The 20,796-nt window shown below is 67.1% G+C and carries 21 protein-coding genes and 1 riboswitch; of the genes, 3 read left to right on the top strand and 18 right to left on the bottom strand.

Annotated features, from left to right (window positions below; translation table 11 throughout):
* Nucleotides 1-32: 32 nt before the first annotated feature.
* The 17 genes from hisC to WJ542_RS05260 form a co-directional block, all read right to left on the bottom strand.
* Entirely contained in the window at nt 33-1,109 is a 1,077-nt protein-coding gene (gene hisC / locus WJ542_RS05340) for a histidinol-phosphate transaminase (protein WP_411188309.1), read from the bottom strand.
* Between the two features lie 187 nt (nt 1,110-1,296).
* The gene (gene hisD / locus WJ542_RS05335) at nt 1,297-2,616 is read right to left on the bottom strand and encodes a histidinol dehydrogenase (protein WP_411188308.1); all 1,320 of its coding nucleotides are present in this window, start codon (nt 2,614-2,616) and stop codon (nt 1,297-1,299) included.
* A gap of 83 nt (nt 2,617-2,699) precedes the next feature.
* Nucleotides 2,700-3,407 (bottom strand): ATP phosphoribosyltransferase, encoded by a 708-nt coding sequence (gene hisG, locus WJ542_RS05330; RefSeq protein ID WP_411188307.1) that lies wholly within the window; start codon nt 3,405-3,407, stop codon nt 2,700-2,702.
* Nucleotides 3,404-4,666 carry a UDP-N-acetylglucosamine 1-carboxyvinyltransferase gene (gene murA, locus WJ542_RS05325; protein ID WP_411188306.1) on the bottom strand — a complete coding sequence of 421 codons (1,263 nt, stop codon included), beginning with the start codon at nt 4,664-4,666 and terminating at the stop codon, nt 3,404-3,406. Before murA ends, hisG begins: the two co-directional genes overlap by 4 nt.
* A 114-nt stretch (nt 4,667-4,780) precedes the next feature.
* The gene (locus tag WJ542_RS05320; RefSeq protein ID WP_322015307.1) at nt 4,781-5,020 is read right to left on the bottom strand and encodes a BolA family protein; all 240 of its coding nucleotides are present in this window, start codon (nt 5,018-5,020) and stop codon (nt 4,781-4,783) included.
* A gap of 21 nt (nt 5,021-5,041) precedes the next feature.
* Nucleotides 5,042-5,806: an ABC transporter permease gene (locus WJ542_RS05315; RefSeq protein WP_411188305.1), complete on the bottom strand. Its 765-nt coding sequence runs from the start codon at nt 5,804-5,806 to the stop codon at nt 5,042-5,044.
* Nucleotides 5,803-6,729, bottom strand: coding sequence for an ABC transporter ATP-binding protein (locus tag WJ542_RS05310; protein WP_411188304.1), 927 nt, complete (start codon nt 6,727-6,729; stop codon nt 5,803-5,805). The genes WJ542_RS05315 and WJ542_RS05310 overlap by 4 nt, the downstream gene beginning before the upstream one ends.
* Before the next feature lie 251 nt (nt 6,730-6,980).
* Nucleotides 6,981-7,253 (bottom strand): STAS domain-containing protein, encoded by a 273-nt coding sequence (locus tag WJ542_RS05305; protein ID WP_411188303.1) that lies wholly within the window; start codon nt 7,251-7,253, stop codon nt 6,981-6,983.
* On the bottom strand, nt 7,250-7,879 hold the full coding sequence (locus tag WJ542_RS05300) for an MlaC/ttg2D family ABC transporter substrate-binding protein (RefSeq protein ID WP_027797339.1): 630 nt from the start codon (nt 7,877-7,879) through the stop codon (nt 7,250-7,252). The genes WJ542_RS05305 and WJ542_RS05300 overlap by 4 nt, the downstream gene beginning before the upstream one ends.
* Nucleotides 7,880-8,035: 156 nt before the next feature.
* On the bottom strand, nt 8,036-9,010 hold the full coding sequence (locus WJ542_RS05295; protein ID WP_411188302.1) for an MlaA family lipoprotein: 975 nt from the start codon (nt 9,008-9,010) through the stop codon (nt 8,036-8,038).
* 14 nt (nt 9,011-9,024) lie between these two features.
* On the bottom strand, nt 9,025-9,555 hold the full coding sequence (mlaD, locus tag WJ542_RS05290; RefSeq protein ID WP_411188301.1) for an outer membrane lipid asymmetry maintenance protein MlaD: 531 nt from the start codon (nt 9,553-9,555) through the stop codon (nt 9,025-9,027).
* Nucleotides 9,556-9,668: 113 nt separating this feature from the next.
* The gene (gene mlaE / locus WJ542_RS05285; RefSeq protein WP_411188300.1) at nt 9,669-10,445 is read right to left on the bottom strand and encodes a lipid asymmetry maintenance ABC transporter permease subunit MlaE; all 777 of its coding nucleotides are present in this window, start codon (nt 10,443-10,445) and stop codon (nt 9,669-9,671) included.
* Nucleotides 10,442-11,263: an ABC transporter ATP-binding protein gene (locus WJ542_RS05280; RefSeq protein WP_411188299.1), complete on the bottom strand. Its 822-nt coding sequence runs from the start codon at nt 11,261-11,263 to the stop codon at nt 10,442-10,444. The genes mlaE and WJ542_RS05280 overlap by 4 nt, the downstream gene beginning before the upstream one ends.
* Before the next feature lie 168 nt (nt 11,264-11,431).
* Nucleotides 11,432-12,544: a thiamine phosphate synthase gene (gene thiE / locus WJ542_RS05275; protein ID WP_411188298.1), complete on the bottom strand. Its 1,113-nt coding sequence runs from the start codon at nt 12,542-12,544 to the stop codon at nt 11,432-11,434.
* Entirely contained in the window at nt 12,541-13,356 is an 816-nt protein-coding gene (locus WJ542_RS05270) for a thiazole synthase (protein ID WP_411188297.1), read from the bottom strand. The genes thiE and WJ542_RS05270 overlap by 4 nt, the downstream gene beginning before the upstream one ends.
* Nucleotides 13,357-13,445: 89 nt before the next feature.
* Complete coding sequence (thiS, locus tag WJ542_RS05265; RefSeq protein ID WP_411190482.1) at nt 13,446-13,643, bottom strand: sulfur carrier protein ThiS; 198 nt, start codon at nt 13,641-13,643, stop codon at nt 13,446-13,448.
* A gap of 65 nt (nt 13,644-13,708) precedes the next feature.
* Nucleotides 13,709-14,851 (bottom strand): FAD-dependent oxidoreductase, encoded by a 1,143-nt coding sequence (locus tag WJ542_RS05260; RefSeq protein ID WP_411188296.1) that lies wholly within the window; start codon nt 14,849-14,851, stop codon nt 13,709-13,711.
* Between the two features lie 253 nt (nt 14,852-15,104).
* Nucleotides 15,105-15,218: riboswitch (TPP riboswitch) on the bottom strand.
* Nucleotides 15,219-15,581: 363 nt separating this feature from the next.
* Between WJ542_RS05260 and WJ542_RS05255 the strand changes: the two genes are divergently transcribed.
* The 3 genes from WJ542_RS05255 (at nt 15,582) to WJ542_RS05245 (ending at nt 20,198) form a co-directional block, all read left to right on the top strand.
* Complete coding sequence (locus WJ542_RS05255) at nt 15,582-17,333, top strand: ABC transporter ATP-binding protein/permease (protein WP_411188295.1); 1,752 nt, start codon at nt 15,582-15,584, stop codon at nt 17,331-17,333.
* Nucleotides 17,334-17,533: 200 nt separating this feature from the next.
* The gene (locus WJ542_RS05250) at nt 17,534-18,793 is read left to right on the top strand and encodes an MFS transporter (protein ID WP_411188294.1); all 1,260 of its coding nucleotides are present in this window, start codon (nt 17,534-17,536) and stop codon (nt 18,791-18,793) included.
* A 46-nt stretch (nt 18,794-18,839) separates the two neighbouring features.
* A complete protein-coding gene (locus tag WJ542_RS05245; protein ID WP_411188293.1) occupies nt 18,840-20,198 on the top strand; it encodes a D-amino acid dehydrogenase in 1,359 nt (452 codons plus the stop codon).
* 30 nt (nt 20,199-20,228) lie between these two features.
* Here the strand turns inward: WJ542_RS05245 and thpR are convergent, their stop codons facing one another.
* Nucleotides 20,229-20,777 (bottom strand): RNA 2',3'-cyclic phosphodiesterase, encoded by a 549-nt coding sequence (gene thpR / locus WJ542_RS05240; protein WP_411188292.1) that lies wholly within the window; start codon nt 20,775-20,777, stop codon nt 20,229-20,231.
* Between the last annotated feature and the right edge of the window lie 19 nt (nt 20,778-20,796).

The raw sequence follows: 20,796 nt of genomic DNA, 5'->3' as shown, positions 1-20,796 counted from the left end.
CAACCCGTAACAGGAGAGTTAGAGAACGAAGCTCACTTCAGCACGAGCTTCAGCGCGGCGAGGAGCTGCGCGTTTTCGTCGGGTGTCCCGACGGTGAGGCGAACACAATTCGCCAGCAATGGGTGCATTTTACTCACGTTTTTGATCAAAACCCGCGCCGTGAGCAGCGTATCGAACACCGCGGCGGCGTCCGGCACGCGCACCAGCAGGAAATTGCCGGCGCTCTCGAACACTTCGGCGCCCGGCAGTTTCGCCACTTCGGCCGCGAGCACCGCGCGCCCGGTGCGCAACTGCGCGGCCTGCGCGTCGAGCACGTCCACGTGATCGAGCAGGAAATTCGCGGCGGCCTGGGTCAGCACGTTGACGTTGTACGGCGGCCTCACCTTGTCGAATTCGTTGAGCCACGAGGGGCGGCCCGCCAGGTAGCCGAGGCGGATACCCGCCAGCCCGAGCTTCGACATCGTGCGCATCACTACGACGTTGTCGAACTCGCCCGCGCGCGGCATCCAGCTTTTCTGCGCGAACGGCTGGTAAGCCTCGTCGATCACGACGAGACCCTGCGCGGCCTGGGCTGCCGCGATGATGCGCTCGATATCGGCGTCGTCGAATAGCGTGCCGGTCGGGTTGTTCGGGTACGCAAGCCAGATCACGGCGGGACGATGTTCGGCGATCGCCGCGAGCATGGCATCCGTATCGAGCGTGAAATCCGCATTGAGCGGCACGCCCACGAACTCCACCTGCGCGAACTTCGCCGACATGGCGTACATCACGAAGCCGGGCACCGGCGCAAGCACCTTCGCGCCCGCTTTCGCGCACGCCATCGTGATCATGCTGATGATTTCGTCCGAGCCGTTGCCAAGCAGCACGTCGCACTCGGCCGGCGCGCGCATGACGGCCTTGAGCTTCGCGATCAGCGCCTCGGGACGCGGCGCCGGATAGCGGTTCAGCGCGACCTCCGTCAGATGCTCGCCCAGTCGCGCCGCAAGATCGCCGGGCAGCGTGAACGGGTTTTCCATGGCGTCCAGCTTCACGAAGCCGGTCGCGTCGGGCACCGGATAGCTCGTCATCGCGAGCACATCGGGGCGGAGGATGTCTTGTGGTGTCGTCATGTTGGGCGGGCGGACGCGCGCGATGGCGGCCAGCCCTCTATCGGACGGCTTCGGAGCCGCCCTGGTTATCGTAAGGTTCTCGCAAACGGGTCTTGCCGTTCCATGCGCCTGCAGAACGTTGCACAACCGGGCCAGCCTGCCATGGATCGCACGGCAGGGTAGCCCGGCACCGGGCCGCCAGGTGCGGTCAGCCCTGCTTCATCCGGTATTCGGCGCTGCGGGCGTGAGCCTGCAGGCCCTCGCCATAGGCCAGTTCGGCGGCGATTTCGCCGAGCGTCTGCGCGCCTTCCGCGCTGACCTCGATGAGGCTCGAGCGCTTGAGGAAATCATAAACGCCGAGCGGCGACGAGAAACGTGCGGTACGCGACGTAGGCAGCACGTGATTCGGCCCCGCGCAGTAGTCGCCGAGGCTCTCGCTCGTGTAGCGGCCGAGGAAGATCGCGCCGGCATGGCGGATTTCGGTACCCCACTTCTGCGGGTCCAGCGCGGAGATCTCCAGGTGCTCGGGCGCGATCTCGTTGGCGATGGCGCAGGCTTCGGCCATGTCGCGCACCTTCACGAGCGCGCCGCGGTTCGTGAGCGACGTGGCAATGACTTCCGCACGCGGCATGCTGGGCAGCAGCTCGCCGATCGCCTCTTCCACGCGCGCGATGAACGCCGCGTCCGGGCACAGCAGGATCGACTGCGCAAGCTCGTCGTGCTCGGCCTGCGAGAACAGGTCCATCGCGACCCAGCGCGGGTCCGTGGTGCCGTCGCAGAGCACGAGGATTTCCGAGGGGCCCGCGATCATGTCGATGCCGACCGTGCCGAACACGCGGCGCTTGGCCGACGCCACATAGGCATTGCCGGGGCCGCAGATCTTGTCGACGGGCGGAATCGTGTCCGTGCCGTAAGCGAGCGCCGCCACGGCCTGCGCCCCGCCGATCGTGAACACGCGGTCCACGCCGCCAAGCAGCGCGGCGGCGAGCACGAGCGGATTCTTCACGCCGTCGGGCGTGGGCACGACCATGACGATCTCGCGCACGCCCGCTACGCGCGCGGGAATCGCGTTCATCAGCACCGACGACGGATACGCGGCCTTGCCACCCGGCACGTAGAGGCCCACGCGGTCGAGCGGCGTGACCTTCTGGCCGAGCACGGTGCCGTCCGCTTCGGTGTATTGCCAGCTATGCGAGCCGCACTCGATGCGCTGCTTCTCGTGGTAGCCGCGCACGCGCGCCGCCGCCGCTTCGAGCGCCGCGCGCTGCTTGGGCTCGAGGCTCTCCAGCGCCGCTTCGAGTTCGCTCATGGGCAGCTCCAGCGCCGCGACGCTGTTGGCCGAAAGACGGTCGAAGCGGTTCGTGTAGTCGAGCACGGCGGCGTCGCCGCGCGCTTTCACGTCGGCAAGGATCTGCGCCACCGAGCGCTCGATCGCCTCGTCTTCGCTCGCCTCGAACGCGAGCACCGCGTGCAGCGCCTTCTTGAAACCTTCGGCGCTGGAGTCGAGTTTGCGAATCGTGATAGCCATGCTGATACCCATCCGTAACGGTTTGTGCGCGAGGGCGCCCTGAGCCGGCCCCCTCGTGCGAACGACGCCTGCCTAAGCTGGCCTTAGCCAGCCGTGGCAGCAGCCGCGTTGGCGCCGCGACGCGACGCGCGTTCGAACGCGTCGATGAAAGGCCGCAGCGCGGCGCGCTTCAACTTGAGCGCCGCCTGGTTCACGACGAGGCGTGACGAGATCGGCATGATCTCCTCGACCTCGACCAGATTGTTCGCGCGCAGCGTACCGCCCGAGCTGACGAGGTCGACGATCGCATCGGCGAGGCCGACGAGCGGCGCCAGCTCCATCGAGCCGTACAGCTTGATCAGGTCGACGTGCACGCCCTTCGCCGCGAAGTGCTGCCGCGCGGTTTCCGTGTATTTCGTCGCGACGCGCAGGCGCGCGCCCTGGCGCACCGCGTTCGCGTAGTCGAAGCCCGCCTTCACGGCCACCGACATGCGGCAACGCGCGATGTCGAGGTCGATCGGCTGGTAGAGGCCGCTGCCGCCGTGCTCCAGCAGTACGTCCTTGCCGGCCACGCCGAAATCCGCGGCGCCGTATTCCACGTAGGTCGGCACGTCGGTCGCGCGCACGATGATCACGCGCAGGTTGGCATCGGTGGTCGGCAGGATCAGCTTGCGCGAGGTCTCGGGGTCTTCCGCCACCTGCACGCCCGCGGCGGCGAGGAGCGGCATCGTCTCTTCGAAGATGCGGCCCTTCGAGAGCGCGAGCGTAAGCGGCGCGCCTGCCGCCGCAGCCGGCGTCTGGACGGTGCTCATGCCGCGCTCCCCTTGATGCGCCTCACGTTCGCGCCGATCTTCGTCAGCTTCTCTTCCATGCGGTCGTAGCCGCGGTCGAGGTGATAGATACGGTCGATCAGCGTCTCGCCGTCGGCGCACAGGCCCGCGATCACGAGGCTCGCCGAAGCGCGCAGGTCGGTTGCCATGACCTTCGCGCCCGAGAGCTTCTCGACGCCCGCCACGAGCGCCGTGTTGCCGTCGATGGTGATGCTCGCGCCCAGGCGGTTCAGCTCCTGCACGTGCATGAAGCGGTTCTCGAAGATCGTTTCCACGACCTGCGAGGTGCCGTCCGCCAGCGCATTGAGCGCCATGAACTGCGCCTGCATGTCGGTAGGGAAGGCCGGATATTCGGAGGTGCGCACGTTGACGGCGCGCGCACGGCCGCTCATGCGCACGCGCATCCAGTCGTCGCCCTCTTCGATCGTCACGCCGGCTTCGCACAGCTTCTCGGTGACGGCGTCGAGGATGCCCGGGCGCACGTGGCGCAGCGTGACGTCGCCACCGGCGGCCGCCACGGCGCACAGGAACGTGCCGGCTTCGATACGGTCGGGAATGACCGTGTGCTTCGCGCCGTGCAGCTTGTCGACGCCCTGGATCACGATGCGGTCCGTGCCGATGCCCTCGATCTTCGCGCCCATCGCGACGAGCAGGTTCGCGAGGTCGGCCACTTCGGGCTCGCGCGCGGCGTTCTCGATCACCGTTTCGCCCTCGGCCAGCACCGCGGCCATCAGCAGGTTTTCCGTGCCGGTCACGGTGATCATGTCGGTGACGATGCGCGCACCCTTCAGGCGCTTCGCCCGTGCCTCGATGAAGCCGTGCTCGATCGTGATCTCGGCGCCCATCGCCTGCAGGCCCTTGATGTGCTGGTCCACGGGGCGCGCGCCGATCGCGCAGCCGCCGGGCAGCGACACCTTCGCCTCGCCGAAGCGCGCGACGAGCGGCCCGAGCACGAGGATCGAGGCACGCATGGTCTTCACGAGCTCGTACGGCGCGACGAGATGGGTCAGGTTCGAAGCGTCGAGCTGCACGCGGCTGCCCGACTGCTCGGTACGCACACCCATCTGGCCGAGCAGCTTGAGCGTGGTACGCACGTCCTGCAGGTCGGGCACGTTCTCCAGATGGACCGGCTCCGCCGTCAGAAGGCTCGCGCACAGAATGGGCAGCGCGGCATTCTTCGCGCCGGAAACGGCCACTTCCCCTGCGAGCTTCTGCCCGCCGACGATGACGAGTTTGTCCATGCCTGAGGTTTCCTGATCCGTGCGGCCTGCCTGCTGGGCCGCGTCTTTCGCTTGGGGCGAGGCGCCATTGACGGCGCCGTCTTTATCCTGGGTGATTCGCACTGATATTCCAGATTATGCGTTCTGCCATTCGGCGGGCGTGAGCGTCTTCATGCTGAGCGCGTGGATTTCCTCGCGCATGCGATCGCCAAGCGCGGCGTAGACCAACTGATGACGCTGGATCAGGCGCTTGCCTTCGAAGGACGGCGAAACGATGGTCGCGAAGAAGTGCTGGCCGTCGCCCTCCACTTCGAGGTGCTCGCACGCGAGCCCTGCCGAGATGTACTGCTTGACCTGCTCCGGTGTCGGCAACATGGTGAGAAGCTCCTGTCCTGCTTAGTGGCGCAGCTTGTAGCCGCTCGCGAGCAGACGCATCGCGAGCGCGGCGAGCGCCACGAAAAAAACGAAAACGACCGCGAAGCTCGCAAACGGATTCACGTCGGACAAGCCGAAGAACCCATAGCGAAAACCGTCGATCATGTAGAAAAACGGGTTGAGCCGCGACACTTCGCGCCACACGGGCGGCAACGTATGCGTCGAGTAGAACACGCCCGAGAGGAACGTGAGCGGCATGATGAGGAAGTTCTGGAACGCGGCGAGCTGGTCGAACTTCTCGGCCCAGATGCCGGCGATGAGGCCGAGCGTGCCAAGAATGGCCGAGCCGAGCACCGCGAACGCCACGATGTAGAGCGGCGCGGCGAAGCTCACCGGAATGAACCAGATCGTCACCACGAACACGCCCGCGCCGACCGCGAGCCCGCGTACGATGGACGCGAGCACGTAAGCCCCAAACATCTCCCAGGCGGCGAGCGGCGGCAAGAGGACAAATACGAGATTGCCCGTGATCTTCGACTGGATCAACGACGACGAGCTGTTCGCGAACGCGTTCTGCAGCACGCTCATCATCACGAGGCCGGGAATCAGGAAACTCGTGTACTCGACGCCCGGATACACCTGCACGTGACCGCGCAGCGCGTGGCCGAAAATCGTCAGATAGAGCAGCGCGGTGATGACGGGCGCGAGCACGGTCTGGAAGGCGACCTTCCAGAAACGCAGCACTTCCTTGTAGAACAGCGTACTGAATCCGCTATAACCGCTCATGCCAGCCCCTCGATCACTTCCGGACCGCTCATCACCTGCACGAAGACATCCTCCAGATCGGCCTTGCGGACCTCCACCTCTTCGAGCTTGCAGCCATTCGCGCGGCACAGCGCGAGGATACGCTCGACCTCGTCGTAGTTGGCAAGACGCAGCAGGTGTTGGCGCGTGTTGACGTTCGACGGATCGACTTCGAGCGTGCGCAGCTCGGCAGGCAGCACGCCCTCCGAGAAACGCAGGAACAGTTGCGTGCCCGCGAAGCGCTGCAGGAGCGTGCTCGTGCGCTCGAGCGCCACGACCTCGCCGCGGCGCAGCATCGCGATGCGATCGCACAGTTCCTCGGCTTCCTCCAGGTAGTGCGTGGTGAGCACGATCGTGTGGCCTTCGCGATTCAGGCGCGCGATGAATTTCCAGAGTGTCTGGCGCAACTCGACGTCCACGCCGGCAGTCGGCTCGTCGAGCACGATCACAGGCGGACGATGCACGAGCGCCTGCGCCACCAGCACGCGGCGCTTCATGCCGCCCGAGAGCGCGCGCATGTTGACGTCGGCTTTTTCGGTGAGGTCGAGGTTGGCCATGACCTCGTCGATCCACGCGTCGTTGTTGCGCAGGCCGAAGTAGCCGGACTGGATGCGCAGCGTCTCGCGCACCGTGAAGAACGGATCGAACACGAGTTCCTGCGGCACGACGCCAAGGCTACGGCGCGCATTGCGGTAGTCGTTCACGACGTCGTGGCCGCGCACGGCAATCGAGCCTTCATCGGCGCGCGCGAGGCCCGCAAGAATGCTGATGAGCGTCGTCTTGCCCGCACCATTCGGGCCGAGCAGCCCGAAGAACTCACCCTCCTCGACCGTAAAGCTGACGCCCTTGAGCGCCTGGAGCTCCTTGTAGCGCTTCTTGACGTTACGAATTTCTATGGCTGGCATGACTCGAACGCCGCCCGTCTCGTGGCGGTGCGGCTGTAAAGTGCATCAATGCTGCGGGGGAAGACCGGGAAATGGGGGGACAGCCCGTAGCGCCATCCGTGCCGCCGAAAATCCGGCGGCAACGCCCAAAAAACGGTTGATTATAGGGCAAAGTCGCTACACCCGACCTGGCCCGAAGAGACGCAGAGGAGGGAATCGCGGCGAACCCGCCCAGCCCGCCGGCAGAACCGGGGACCGGGGGCCGCCGCGCGTCAATGTCGCTCGTGGAGGAGCGAATCGACGCCGTAGGCGTGCGCGAGGCTCGCGAGCTTGGAAGGCAGATTGAGGACGTCGAGCGTCGTGCCGCGCTCGCGCGCGGCGCGCTGCCAGGCGATCAGCACGGCCAGCGCCGACGAATCGAATTGCGTGAGGGGCGCGCAGTCGACGGCGGTTGCACCCTGCGCGATGCGCGCCAGGCCCGCCGAGAGCGCGGCTTTCGCGCTCTCGTGGGTCAGCGCCGCACCGGTATCGAAGCTCGTGCTCACGAAGTCTTGCCCGCGGCGAGCTGCTGGTTGCGCTGCGTGAGGAACTGGATCAGGCCATCCACGCCGCCTTGCTGGATCTTTTCCTGGAACTGCTGCTGGTACGCCTGGATCAGCCACGCGCCGAGCACGTTGATGTCGTACACGCGCCAGCCTTGCGGCGTCTTGTACAGACGGTAGTCGAGCTCGATCTGCTGGCCATTGTTCATGACCATCGAACGCACCACGACGTCGGTGTCGTCCGGGTTCGCGCGGAACGGCCTGTACTGGATCTGCTGGTCGCGCACCTGGGCGAGCGCGCCCGAGTACGTGCGGATCAGGAGGGTCTTGAACTGCTCGATGACCTGCGCCTGCTGATCCGGCGTGGCCGTGCGCCAGTTGCGGCCCATCGCCAGTTGCGTCGTACGGCGGAAGTCCATGTACGGCAGGATCTTCTCGTTGACGAGCTGCGTGATCTTGTTGATGTCGCCCGCCTGGATCGACTTGTCGCCGCGGATCTGGTCGATCACCTGCTGGGTGACCTGCTGGACCATCGTATCCGGGTTGCTGGTGTCCACCGTTTGTGCGGACGCCACGCCCGTCATCGCAAAAAACATGGCGAAAAGCGGCAACAGAAAGAATTTTTTCATATCAAGTCCTGCGTGATGGGGAGAAGCACCCCGTTGGAGCCAACAATATCACGCGAGTTCTATCGGGCTCCATCGTTAAACTGCGAAGATTCTGCGACAACCGTTTCTTCATGTTACTCAGCGGCTTACGTCTGACAAATCGGGCGGAGCCGCCGCTCAGTGCAGACGCAGCATCGACGGATAGCCGATACGCGCGGGCGGCACCATCTGGTCGGCCGGCACGGTCGTGTCCGACGCGCCCGTGGCCGCAGCCGCTCCGTTCGGGCCCGACAGCGGCGCAGGGCCGCCAGCCGGCAATGCGGGCGCCGTGCCGGCGGCATTCGACGTGCTGGTCCCTTGCGCACCGGAAGCGGCAGCCGCAGGCGCGGCCGCGCCCTGGTCGACGTCCTCGTACTTCGGCGGCGGCGCGCCTTCGCCGTAGTCGGGCAGGTTCGACGACGCGTTGCCCTTGCCGTCGGACAACTGATAGGCGCGGCGCTGGAGGTAGCCGTTACGCACGAACGAGTACTTGTCGATCGCCGCCCCCTCGAGCAGGTCGCTCGCGCCCAGCAGGTTGGCCCGGGTGCTGACGATGTTCAGGCCGTACAGCCCCCAGCTCACCGCCGCCGGATTGACGTACGTCAGCGGGTTAATGAAATAGTTGCCGGCCGAGCCCACGGCGTCGCGGACCGTGCTCGGGCCAAGGAACGGCAGCACGAGGTACGGTCCGGCCGGCACGCCGTAATGCCCGAGCGTGAGGCCCAGATCCTGGTCGTGCTTGGGCAGCTTCGCGAGCGTCGCCACGTCGAACAGACCGCCGACACCGAAAACCGTGTTGATCACGATCCGCATGATGTCTTCCACGCCGTCGGTGATCTTCAACTGCAGGAGGTTGTTCGCCGCGTTGTAGACGTCGCCGATATTCGAGAAGAAGTTCGTGACGCTGTCACGCACCGGCTGCGGCGTCGCCCACACGTAGCCCTTGGCCACGGGCTTGAGCGCGTATTGGTCCACCTTGTCGTTGAACGTGAAGATCGAACGGTTGAAACCTTCCCACGGGTCGTCCTTCGACGGCGTCTGCACCGTCGCGCACCCCGAGATCGCCAGCACCGCGACACCCATCGCGGCTGCGCGCATGCGCATCGTGAACATTGTTCTTCTCCTTCTCACTTGCCTGCCGCGCCCGAGCCGGCCTCGGCCGGCGCCGGAGCCGGTGCCGAGGCGCCTGGTTTCGCCGCCCCCGAATCGGCGGCTTTGCTGTAGAGGAACTGACCGATCAGGTTCTCGAGAACGATCGCCGACTGCGTCATGGCAATGGTGTCGCCCGCCTTGAGCATTTCGCTGTCGCCGCCCGGCTCCAGGCCGATGTACTGCTCGCCGAGCAGGCCCGAGGTCAGGATTTTCGCCGACGTATCCTTCGGGAACTGGTATTGCTGGTCGATGTTGATCGTCACGAGCGCCTGGTACGTGTTCGTGTCGAAGCCGATCGACGCCACCCGGCCCACGGTCACGCCCGCGCTCTTCACAGGCGCGCGCGGTTTGAGCCCGCCGATGTTGTCGAACTTGAGCTTGACCGGATAGGTCGTCTGGAACGACAGCGAGCTCATGTTGCCGGCCTTCAGCGCGAGAAACAACAGCGCGATGAAGCCCAGCACCACGAACAGACCGACCCAGAAGTCGAGAGCATTCTTTTTCATCGTCATCCCAATCAGAATCCGTTGCGGCGGCGCCAACGCCTGCCGTCTTCAGGTGGAACCGCCGAGGCGGGGCTGCGCAGTCTGCGCGACCCGGCCACTCACAGCGTGCGACCTTAGCTGAACATCAGTGCGGTGAGCAGGAAGTCGAGACCCAGCACGGCGAGCGACGCGTACACGACCGTCTTCGTGGTCGCGCGCGACACGCCCTCGGGCGTCGGCCTGGCTTCGTAGCCCTGGTAAAGCGCGGTGAACGTCACGGCGAAGCCGAACACGAGACTCTTGATCACACCGTTGCCCACGTCGGTCCAGACGTCCACGCCGCCCTGCATCTGCGACCAGAAAGCGCCCGCATCGACGCCGATCAGCAGCACGCCCACCACGTAGCCGCCGAGTATGCCGACCGCGCTGAAGATCGCCGCGAGGATCGGCATGGCGATCACGCCCGCCCACATGCGCGGCGCGACCACGATCCGCACGGGATCGACCGCCATCATCTCCATCGCGGTCAGTTGCTCGCCGGCCTTCATGAGGCCGATTTCCGCCGTGAGCGAGGTGCCCGCGCGGCCCGCGAACAGCAGCGCCGTGACGACCGGCCCGAGTTCGCGCACGAGCGAAAGCGCCACCAGCAGGCCGAGCGCCTGTTCGGAACCGTAGCGGTTGAGCGTGTAATAGCCCTGCAGGCCCAGCACGAAGCCGACGAAGAGCCCCGAGACGGCAATGATCAGCAGCGAATAATTACCGACGAAGTGGATCTGCTTCGTGACAAGGCGCGGTCGCCGCAGGAGCGGAAAAAATTCGAGCACGAGGCGCACGAAGAAGCGGGCCGCGTGACCGGCGCGCGTGATCTGTTCGATGACCGAGCGCCCGAGCGAGCTGATGGCGCCGATCATGAGCGGTCTCCGCCGATGCCGAAATCCGCGGCGAGCGGCACGTCCGCCGGGTAGTGAAAACGGAACGGGCCGTCCGGCGCGCCGTCGATGAACTGGCGCACCGTCGGGTCGGTGGAGGCGCGCAGCTCGGCAGGCGTGCCCTGCGCGTGCACGCCGCCGTTGGCGAGAAAGTACACGTAGTCGGCGATGGCGAACGACTCGGGCACGTCGTGCGTGACGAGGATCGAGGTCGCGCCGAGCGCGTTGTTGAGCGTGCGGATCAGGTTCGCCGTGATGCCGAGCGAGATCGGGTCGAGGCCCGCGAACGGCTCGTCGTACATCATGAGTTCGGGGTCGAGCGCAATGGCGCGCGCCAGCGCGACGCGCCGGGCCATGCCGCCCGAAATCTCCGACGGCGCGAGATCGCGTGCGCCGCGCAAGCCCACGGCGTTGAGCTTCATCAGCACGAGGTCGCGGACCAGCTCTTCGGGGAGGTCGGTGTGTTCGCGCAGGGCGAAGGCGACATTCTCGAACACCGACATGTCGGTGAAGAGCGCGCCGAACTGAAACAGCATGCCCATCCTGCGCCGCAGGGCGTAGAGGCCTTCGCGCGACTGGGCGCCGACGTCTTCGCCATGAAACAGCACCTGGCCGCGCCGGGCGCGCACGAGACCGCCGATCAGACGCAGCACCGTCGTCTTGCCGCCGCCGGAGCCGCCCATGACCGCCACGACCTGGCCGCGCCCAAAGCGCATGTTCAGGCCGGACAGGACGAGCCGGTCGCCGTAGCCGAAATCGACGTCGCGCAGCTCCAGCAGGGATTCAGATGAGGATGGCACGTAAGCTGACAGTCCATTTACACGAAGGCGGGATTATAGGGCCATCATGAAAAAGCTGCCGTGACGCGCCCCGTCGCCGATCCAGCCGGTAAAGGACGTCAACCCGACGTCGACCGGCCCCCCGACGGCATGGCCGGACACAACGTCCGACCTTCCGTCAGCGGGCCATTATTGCGTAAACGCGTTCTGCAACGCAGCAACAGCTCCAGCCGGGTCGGCGGCCTCGGTCACCGCCCGCACGACGGCTGCGCAGCCGACGCCCGTCGCGAGCACCTGCGGCAGCACGGCGCCGTCGATGCCGCCGATCGCCACCAGCGGAACCACGCCCTCGAGAAGCTGCACGTAGCGCACGAGACGCTTGAGCCCCTGCGGCGCGGTCGGCATCGCCTTGGTCGTGGTCGGGAACACGGCGCCGAGCGCGATATAGCTTGGGCGGAAGTGCAGCGCCGTGAGCATCTCGAAGTAGCCGTGCGTCGAGAGGCCGAGACGCACGCCCGCCGCTGCGATGGCGCCGAGATCCGCGTCGCGCAGATCCTCCTGGCCAAGGTGTACGCCGTAAGCGCCGGCCGCCAGCGCCTCCCGCCAGTGGTCGTTGATGAACACGCGGGCATCGTGCCGGCGGCCCGCCGCAACACAGCGTTCTATTTCCGCCACCAATTGCGGCGATTTCGGCTGCTTGCTGCGCAACTGCGCCGTCTTTGCGCCGTAGTCGAGCACGCGCTCGACCCAGTCGGCCGTCGGCAGCACCGGGTACAGGCCGAGCTTCGCCGGGCACGGCGCGAACGGTTGGGCCGGCGCGGCCGGCAAGTCCAGCACGCGCGGAAAGCGCGCGAAGTCGACCGGCCACGCGTCCTCGCCAGCCTCGTCCCCGTCGCGCCAGGCCAGCGCCAGCACGAGCGCGTCGTGCGGGTCGAAGCCGCAGTCGAGGAAAGCCGCCAGCGCCGGCACCCAGTCTTCGGCCAGCTCGCCTTCCAGCGCATAGCGCTCGCCACCCAGATGCAGCGTCACACGGCCCGCTTTGGGAGCGTCGCCGGCCGCTTCGATCACGCCTGCGCCTTCGGTCATCCAGCGCGCGATGTTCGCGAGGTGCGGCGTCGCGTCGGTCAGCATGATCAGGTCGCCGCCGTTCGGCGCGTCCGGCGGCGTGAGGCAGATGCGCCAGGGCGCGTGCGTCGGCGGCCAGTCTCCAAGGCGCGCGCGGATGCGCTCTGCGGTGGTGGTCAGTTCGTCGGCCGGCGGCCAGAACAGCTCGCGGTCCTGCGGTCGCAGCATCTCGGTCATTGCTGGCCTCCATCCTGATGCCAGAACGGCATGCCCACGACGGGCGTGCTCGCCACGGCCGCCTCGCGCTCGGCCATCGGCCCGGCAAGATACGCGGCGCGGCCCGCCTCCACGCCCAGCGCGAACGCGCGCGCCATCGCGTCCGGGTGCGTCGCCTGCGAGACCGCCGTGTTCAGCAGCACGCCGTCGAAACCCCATTCCATCACCTGCGCCGCGTGCGAGGGCACGCCAAGGCCCGCGTCGACGATCAGCGGCACGTCCGGCAACCGTTCGCGCAGCACGCGCAGGCCATAGGGATTGATCACGCCTTTGCCGGTGCCGATCGGCGCGCCCCAAGGCATCAGCGCCTCGCAGCCCGCGTCGAGCAAACGCCGGCCGATCACGAGGTCTTCGGTGCAGTAAGGCAGCACCTTGAAGCCGTCCCGCACGAGGCGCGACGCGGCCTCGATCAGGCCGACCGGGTCGGGCTGCAGCGTGTAGTCGTCGCCGATCAGTTCGAGCTTGATCCAGTCGGTATCGAAGACTTCGCGCGCCATGTGGGCCGTCGTCACGGCTTCGTTGACGGTGAGGCAGCCCGCCGTGTTCGGCAGGAGCGGCACGCCGTGGCGCTTGAGCAGGTCGAAGAAGCCCGCTTCGGCGGTGCCGTCGTTCATCTGGCGGCGCAGCGCCACGGTGATCATGCCGGGCCGCGCCGCACCGATCGAATCGGACAGCGACTGCAGCGACGGATAGCGCGACGAGCCGAGCAGCACGCGGCTCGCGAAGGTTTCGCCGTAGAGCGTGAGCGCGTCGGCGGTGGAAGGGGTGGTCATGGCGGAAGAATCCTTGCGCGGTGGCATCGGGTCGAGGCGTCGGAGGAGCGCAAAAGCGGACGCAAAAGCACGCGAACGGGCGAGACGGCTCAGCCGCCCGCCACCGGGCTCACGACGTCGAGGCGGTCGCCCGCCTGGAGCGTGCGCGCGCCATGCTGGCCGCGCGCGACGAAATCGCCGTTCAGCGCGACCGCATAAGGCGGCCGTGCGCCGAACGCGGTGAGCGCGTCGGCGACGGTCGCCCCTTCGGGCAGCGTGAGCGGCTTCTGGTTGATCTGTATGTCCATGTCGATTCGGTTCACTACAAGTCCTGTTACTGGAAACACCCCTCGTGCAGCCCTGCCGCTGCGCGTCAGGCCGTCTCCCGCGCGCCCTGCACATGCAGCATCGCGCTCCAGCGCGAGTCGCGGCGCAGCGTTTCGAAGGCGTCCTGATCGGCCACGCGCTGGTCGAGCAGCGCCCGCGCGCAGCGGACCGCTTCGTCGGCCACGGCGGGCGCGATCATGAAACCGTGCCGGTAAAGGCCATTCACGCGCAAGGTTTGTGCGCCGTCCCAGATCAGCGCCGGACGATGATCGGGCAGCGTTGGACGGCACTGCGAATTGAGTTCGAGGATGCGTGCCTCGCCGAAGGCCGGATGCACGGCGAACGCGGCGCTCAGCAATTCGAGCGCCGAGCGCACGCTCACCGGCGACATGTCCTCGCCTTCGATCTCGGTGGCGCCGATCACGTAGAGGTCGTTCTGCTTCGGCGCGATATAGAGCGGATAACGCGGATGCAGGAGGCGCACGGGCCGCGAGAGCCCGATGCCCGGTGCATGCACGCGCGCCACCTCGCCGCGGATTCCGCGCAACGCGGGCAACGCGGGCTTGGCGCCCAGGCCCCGGCAATCGATCGTCACGCGGGCACGCGGCAGATCGGCGTCGTTCACGCTCGTGTGCCAGTGCGTTTCGACGCCCCGTTGCGCGAGCCCCGCCGCCAGCGCACCGAGCACCTGGCGGTTGTCGAGCTGTCCTTCGCCAGGCAGCAGCCAGCCGCGCGCGAAGCGCCCGGCAAGCGCGGGCTCGGCCGCGTCCAGTTCCTTGCCCGCAAGCGCGACAAAACCCTCATTGGCGAGCCAGTGAGGTGCATTCGCGCGCACGCGGCGCTCGAACAGCGGCGCCTCGGTGCGGTCGGCGTGATGCCAGACCACGAGCGTGCCGTTGTGCTGGAAGAAGACCGGCTCGGGCAGTTCCGCGAGAATCTGCGGCCAGGTCTCGAGCGACGCGACCCCAAGTTCGGTGATGAGCAGTTCGGCGACGGCGGCCTCGGCCAGCGGCGCAAGCATCGCGGCCGCGACCCATGCGGCCGCGTCGGCGCCTTCGGGACCGCCGCGCTCGTAGAGCGCCACGCGGTGGCCCATGCCGGCGAGCCGCCAGGCGACGAGGCGCCCGGAGAGCCCGCCGCCGAGAACGGCGAAGTCCGGCATGGCTGCAGCAGAGCGGACGTCGTTCATGACGCGACTCCGCAGCGCGCAAACACGCGTATGCCGGAGCAGGCCAAAGTGCTGATCGAAATGCTGACCAGCGCGCGGGCCCAATAAACTAAATGGACTGAGGAATAGGCGGTCATCGTATCCTTTCCGTACGGCAACAGCAGACGTACCCAAGGACGAAACCGGCTGGCAAGGCCGGCCGGACAGGCGCGAGGGGCAATGGGACACGGGTCCCATGCGCGCTTGCCCGGCGGGAAACTGGAACTGGCTCCAGCAAGACTTTCCGGAAACTTCCCGCGCCGGTATTACCCGGATCGGGTGCGAAGGGTCTCTCTCAGCCTCACAGCGACATGCACGGCATGCCGGCGAAGCACCCCTGTTTCGTCAGCGGACATTAGACCACAAAAGGCGCGGGGCCCGCAAACCGCGCCGGCGCTGGCGCCGCGGCCCGCTTCCCTCGGGTTCGCGCCGTGGTTCCGCGACCGCTCATGCCGAACGCCACGCACCCTCACCCGCCCGGCGCACCGGCACCGGGCATTTGCCGGGAGGCGCCTGCGCTCTGGCACAATGCCCGCAACGCCCGGTTCCGCCCGCCACCAGCCGCCGGTGAGACAATGGGCCGCGCGCTTACACGTCGATTGAACGGCGGTTAAGCCCGGCTTAAGCGGTTCGCGACAGAATCCCGGCACCGCCGTGCCGCGCCGCACGCTTGCCTTTTCCGGCCTCGGGCCGGGTCTATATCAGGACGCACATGACCAACCTTTCTTCCCGCGCCACGCCGGATCAGCCCGAAAAGATCACGGCCTGGAGCCTGATCAAGCCCTACTGGGTGTCCGAGGAGCGATGGATCGCCTGGGGGCTGCTCATCGCGATCGTCGTCATCAACCTGCTGGTCGTGTGGATCAACGTGCGGCTCAACAGCTGGAACGCCGACTTCTACAACGCGCTGCAGGGCAAGGACGTCAAGCAGTTCCCGCACCTCCTGATGATCTTCACGGTGCTCGCGTTCGCCTTCATCATCCTCGCGGTGTACGGGCGCTATCTGCGTCAGATGCTCGGCTTCCGCTGGCGCCAGTGGCTCACCACGCGCTTTCTCGACGAGTGGCTCGGCAAGGGCGCGTTCTATCGCATCGAGCGCGACCGGCTGGCCGACAACCCGGACCAGCGGATCAGCGACGACCTCCAGTCGTTCGCGACCAGTACGCTCGCGCTCACACTGGACCTGCTCTCCACGGTCGTTACGTTGATCTCCTTCGTGACGATTCTCTGGACGCTCGCGGGCGCACTCTCGATCACGCTGGGCGGCCACCCGCTCGCGATTCCGGGCTACATGGTGTGGGCCGCCGCGCTCTACGCCGTGCTCGGTTCGATCGTGATCCAGAAGGTGGGCCATCCGCTCGTGTCGATCAACTACCAGCAGCAGAAAGTGGAGGCGGACTTCCGCTTCGGCCTCATCCGCCTGCGCGAAAACGCCGAGCAGATCGCCTTCTACGACGGCATGGACACCGAGCGCGGCAGCGCGCAAGGCCTCTTCCAGCACATCCGCGACAACTGGTGGCGCGTGATGAAGTACACGAAGCGCCTCACTTTCGTGCTGAGCTTCTACGGCCAGATCGCCATCATCTTCCCGCTCGTCGTCGCCGCGCCGCGTTATTTCGCCGGAGCGTTCACCTTCGGCGTGCTGATGCAGATCTCGCAGGCGTTCGGCACCGTGAGCGACTCGTTCTCGTGGTTCATCAACAGTTACTCGACGCTGGTCGACTGGCGCGCCACCGTCAACCGTCTGCGTGAATTCGTGCGCGTGGTCCACTCGCCGCGCCTGAAGGAAACCGTCTCGCCCGCCACCGAGCACGGCGGCATCAACCTGCACTTCGTCGACGCGAATGTGCTCTCCACCGACCACCTGAAGCTCGCCCTGCCTAACGGCGTGCCGCTTTCGGAAGTCCGCGACGTCGCCATCAAGCCGGGCTCGCGCTGGCTCGTGCGCGGCCCTTCGGGTGCGGGCAAGAGCACGCTGATGCGCGCGCTCGCGGGCCTCTGGCCGTTCGGCGAAGGCTCGATCGACGCGCCCGTGGACGCGCGCATGATGTTCATCCCGCAGCAAAGCTATCTGCCGATCGGCACGCTCAAGGCGGCGCTCACCTACCCGTCGCCGGCCGACGACTACAGCGACGAAGACTGCCGCGAGGCGCTGCGCGCCTGCCGTCTCGAAGACTACGCGGACCGCCTCGCCGAATCGGCGCACTGGACGCGCGTGCTCTCGCCTGGCGAGCAGCAACGGCTGGCCGGTGCGCGCGTGCTGCTGCACAAGCCCGACTACCTGTTCCTCGACGAAGCGACGAGCGCCCTCGATTCCGACAACGAAGGCCGTCTCTACAAGCTCTTCAACGAGCGTCTGCCGAAAGCGGCGATCGTGAGCGTCGCGCATCGCGAGTCGCTTGCGGCCTTCCACGACGAGACGCTCGACATCGAGCGCATGCCCGAAGAGCGGATCGCCGCTTAAACTTGGGGCCGGCGGGCGCGTCGCACCGCTCGCCGACGCTCCGGCATCGAGTCCTTCAACCGCGTCCTGGCTAACGGAAATGCAAACGAAACGCTCGCCTGCCTGTTCCGTCGCGCCGTAAAATAGCCCCCGCTCCAGCATTCATGCCGCATACGGCATGACAAATGGTGGCGCACACAACAATTGGGGGAAGACACGCGATGGGATCGTTCCAGTGGTTCACGGAACTGAACGGGCGCGAGCGTCGAACGCTCTACGCCGGCTTCGGCGGCTACGCCGTCGACGCGTTCGATTTCATGATCTACTCGTTCCTGATCCCCACGCTGATCGCCGCCTGGGGCATGAGCAAGAGCGAAGCCGGCATGATCGCGACGAGCTCGCTGATCTCGTCGGCGCTCGGCGGCTGGCTCGCGGGCGTGCTGGCCGACCGCTACGGCCGCGTGCGCGTGCTGCAGTGGACGATTGCGACGTTCGCGATCTTCACCTGTCTCTCCGGATTCACGAACTCGTTCTGGCAGTTGCTCGCCACGCGCACGCTGCAGGGCTTCGGCTTCGGCGGCGAATGGTCGGTGGTCACGATCATGATGGCGGAGACCATCCGCTCGCCGCAGCACCGCGCCAAGGCGGTGGGCACCCTGCAGAGCAGCTGGTCGTTCGGCTGGGCAGCCGCCGCGATCCTCTACTGGGCCTTCTTCGCCGCCCTGCCCGAGGCGCTCGCCTGGCGCGCCTGCTTCTGGATCGGCATCGTGCCGGCGCTCTGGATCCTCTATGTGCGCCGCAACGTGAGCGACCCCGACGTCTTCGTGCAAACGCGGCGCGAGCGTGACAGCGGCGCCGCGCGTGCGCATTTCCTGCAGATCTTCTCGCGCGCGCATCTCGCCACCACGCTGCTCGGCAGCGCGCTCTGCACCGGCATGCTCGGCGGCTACTACGCCATCACCACCTGGCTGCCCACGTACCTGAAAACCGTGCGCCATCTCTCCGTGTTCAACACGAGCGGCTACCTGTTCGTGCTGATCGTCGGTTCGTTTGTGGGCTATATCGTCGGCGCGATCCTCTGCGACCGCATCGGCCGGCGCGCCTCGTTCATCCTGTTCGCGCTCGGCTCGTTCGCGCTCGGCATGGCCTACACCATGCTGCCCATCACCAATGGCGCCATGCTGCTGCTCGGCTTTCCGCTCGGCGTCGTGGTGCAGGGGATCTTCGCGGGCATCGGCGCCTATCTCTCCGAGCTTTATCCGAATGCGATCCGCGGCTCCGGTCAGGGCTTTTGCTACAACCTCGGGCGCGGTCTCGGCTCGCTGTTCCCGATTCTCGTCGGCATGCTCGCGCAGTCCATATCGCTCGTGAAGGCGATCGGCGGCGTGGCCGGCGCCGGCTATCTGCTGGTGATCGTCTCCGCTCTCTGCCTGCCCGAAACGAAGGGCAAGGCGCTCGCTGCTCGATCCGCTGCACGATGAGTCCGAACGTGCTGCAATACCTCCCGTCCCACCCGAGTCGACCGGCATGAAAACGATCGTCCTCGGCGCCGGTGTGATCGGCGTCGCTACTGCGTATTATCTGAGCGAGCGGGGCTGCGACGTCACGGTCGTCGAGCGCGAACCCGGCGTCGCGCTCGGCACGAGCTTCGGCAACGCGGGCGTGATCGCGCCTGGCTACGTCACGCCGTGGGCGGCGCCCGGCATGCCCGCGAAGCTCCTCAAATATCTGTTCAAGCCCACTTCCCCGCTCATCTTCCGGCCCACGCTCGCCCCCTCCCAATGGCGCTGGATCGCGCGCTGGCTGCGCGAATGCGACCTCGAACGCTTTCGTCTGAATAAACAGCGGATGCAGCGCATTGCCTGCTACAGCCGCACCTGCCTGCACGCGTTCCGCGAAACGCATGCGTTCGAATACGGGCGCAGCCAGGGCTATTTGCAGCTCTTTCGCAGCGACTACGACCTGGCACTCGCGCAACCAGCGCTCGACGTGCTGCGCGATGCGGGCATCGCCTGGCGCGAACTCGACGCCGCGGGATGCACGCAGATCGAGCCGGGGCTCGCGTGGTCGCATATCAAGCCGGTTGCGGGCATCTACCTTCCCGACGACGAAGCGGGCGACTGCGCGCGCTTCACGCGCGAGCTGCGCGCCGTGTGCGAAGCCAGGGGCGTGCGCTTTCTGCTCGATACCGAAGCGGAGGCTCTGCAGGCCGAAGGCGGCAAGGTGAGCGGCGTGCGCGTGCGCGCCGGCCGCGGCAAGCTCAACCGCCGCGAGCAGCGCCGCGCGCCGGCCGAGGTGCTGAGCCCGTCCGCGAGCGCGCCCGAAGCGCCGGACGCGGCGCCGCGAACGCTCGCCGCCGACGCGGTGATCGTCGCGCTGGGCGTGGAGAGCGCAGCACTCGTGGCGCCGCTCGGCGTGCGCGTGCCCCTCTATCCCGTGAAGGGCTACTCGGCGACGCTGCCCGTCGTCGACGAGCAAAAAGCCCCGCGCGCCGCGCTCATGGACGAATCGCTCAAGACGGCGATCACGCGCTTCGGCCCGTATCTGCGCGTCGCGGGCACGGCGGAGCTGGGCGACCATCGCGCGACGCTGCGCGAACAGGCGCTGCAAACGCTCATGAAAGTGCTCGACGACTGGTTCCCGCATGCGGCCACGCCCTCGTCGGCGCAGTTCTGGGTCGGACGGCGGCCCATGGTGCCGGACGGCGCGCCGCTGCTTGGCGCTTCCGGCGTCGAGGGACTCTGGCTCAACGTCGGGCATGGTTCGACAGGCTGGGCGATGTCGATGGGCTCCGGGCGCGTGGTCGCCGATCTCGTCACGCAGCGCACGCCCGAAATCGATCTCGATGGGCTCACGCTGGCGCGCTACCGGCGCAACGGACACTGAGGCGCGTCACCCGAATACCCTGCTTGCCCCTCACGCCAGCGCCACGCTGGCCAGCGCATCGTAGCGCGCCCCCTGGCGGGCGAGCGTACTCGAATACAGCACGAGCGACTCGAATCGCAATGGCGGCAGCGCTTCGCCGTTCATCGCGGCGGGCCCCGCTGCCGCATCGCGCGCAAACCGTGCGAGCGTCACATGCGGGCGAAATGCGCGCGCATCGAGCGGCAACCCCACCTCGCCCATCAGGGACCGCACGCGCCAGTCGAGCGCCGTCAACGCGTCCGACATCGCCAGCGCAGCCACGATCAGCCGCGGCTGCGCGCGGCTGGGCCAGCATTCGATTTTCGTCACAGGCGCAGGCGGAACCGGCAGCGCTTGCCCGGCCAGCCGCTGCGAGAGCATCTCGCCCTGATCGAACGACATCGCGCCGATGAACGCCACCGTCAGATGCAACTGCGCATACGGCACGCGCCGCACGTTGGGCGGCACGTCGAGCGCGGCTAGCGCGTCGCGCGACGCCGCATCGGGCGCGAGCGCGACGAAGCAGCGCCGCCATTGATCGGTCTCGCGGGCTTCGGACATAATCGGTGGCCGTCAAGTG

Origin of the sequence: Paraburkholderia yinzeri (assembly GCF_046581065.1) — a bacterium.
Lineage (GTDB): Bacteria > Pseudomonadota > Gammaproteobacteria > Burkholderiales > Burkholderiaceae > Paraburkholderia.
This window is presented reverse-complemented; position numbering and strand designations above follow the sequence as displayed.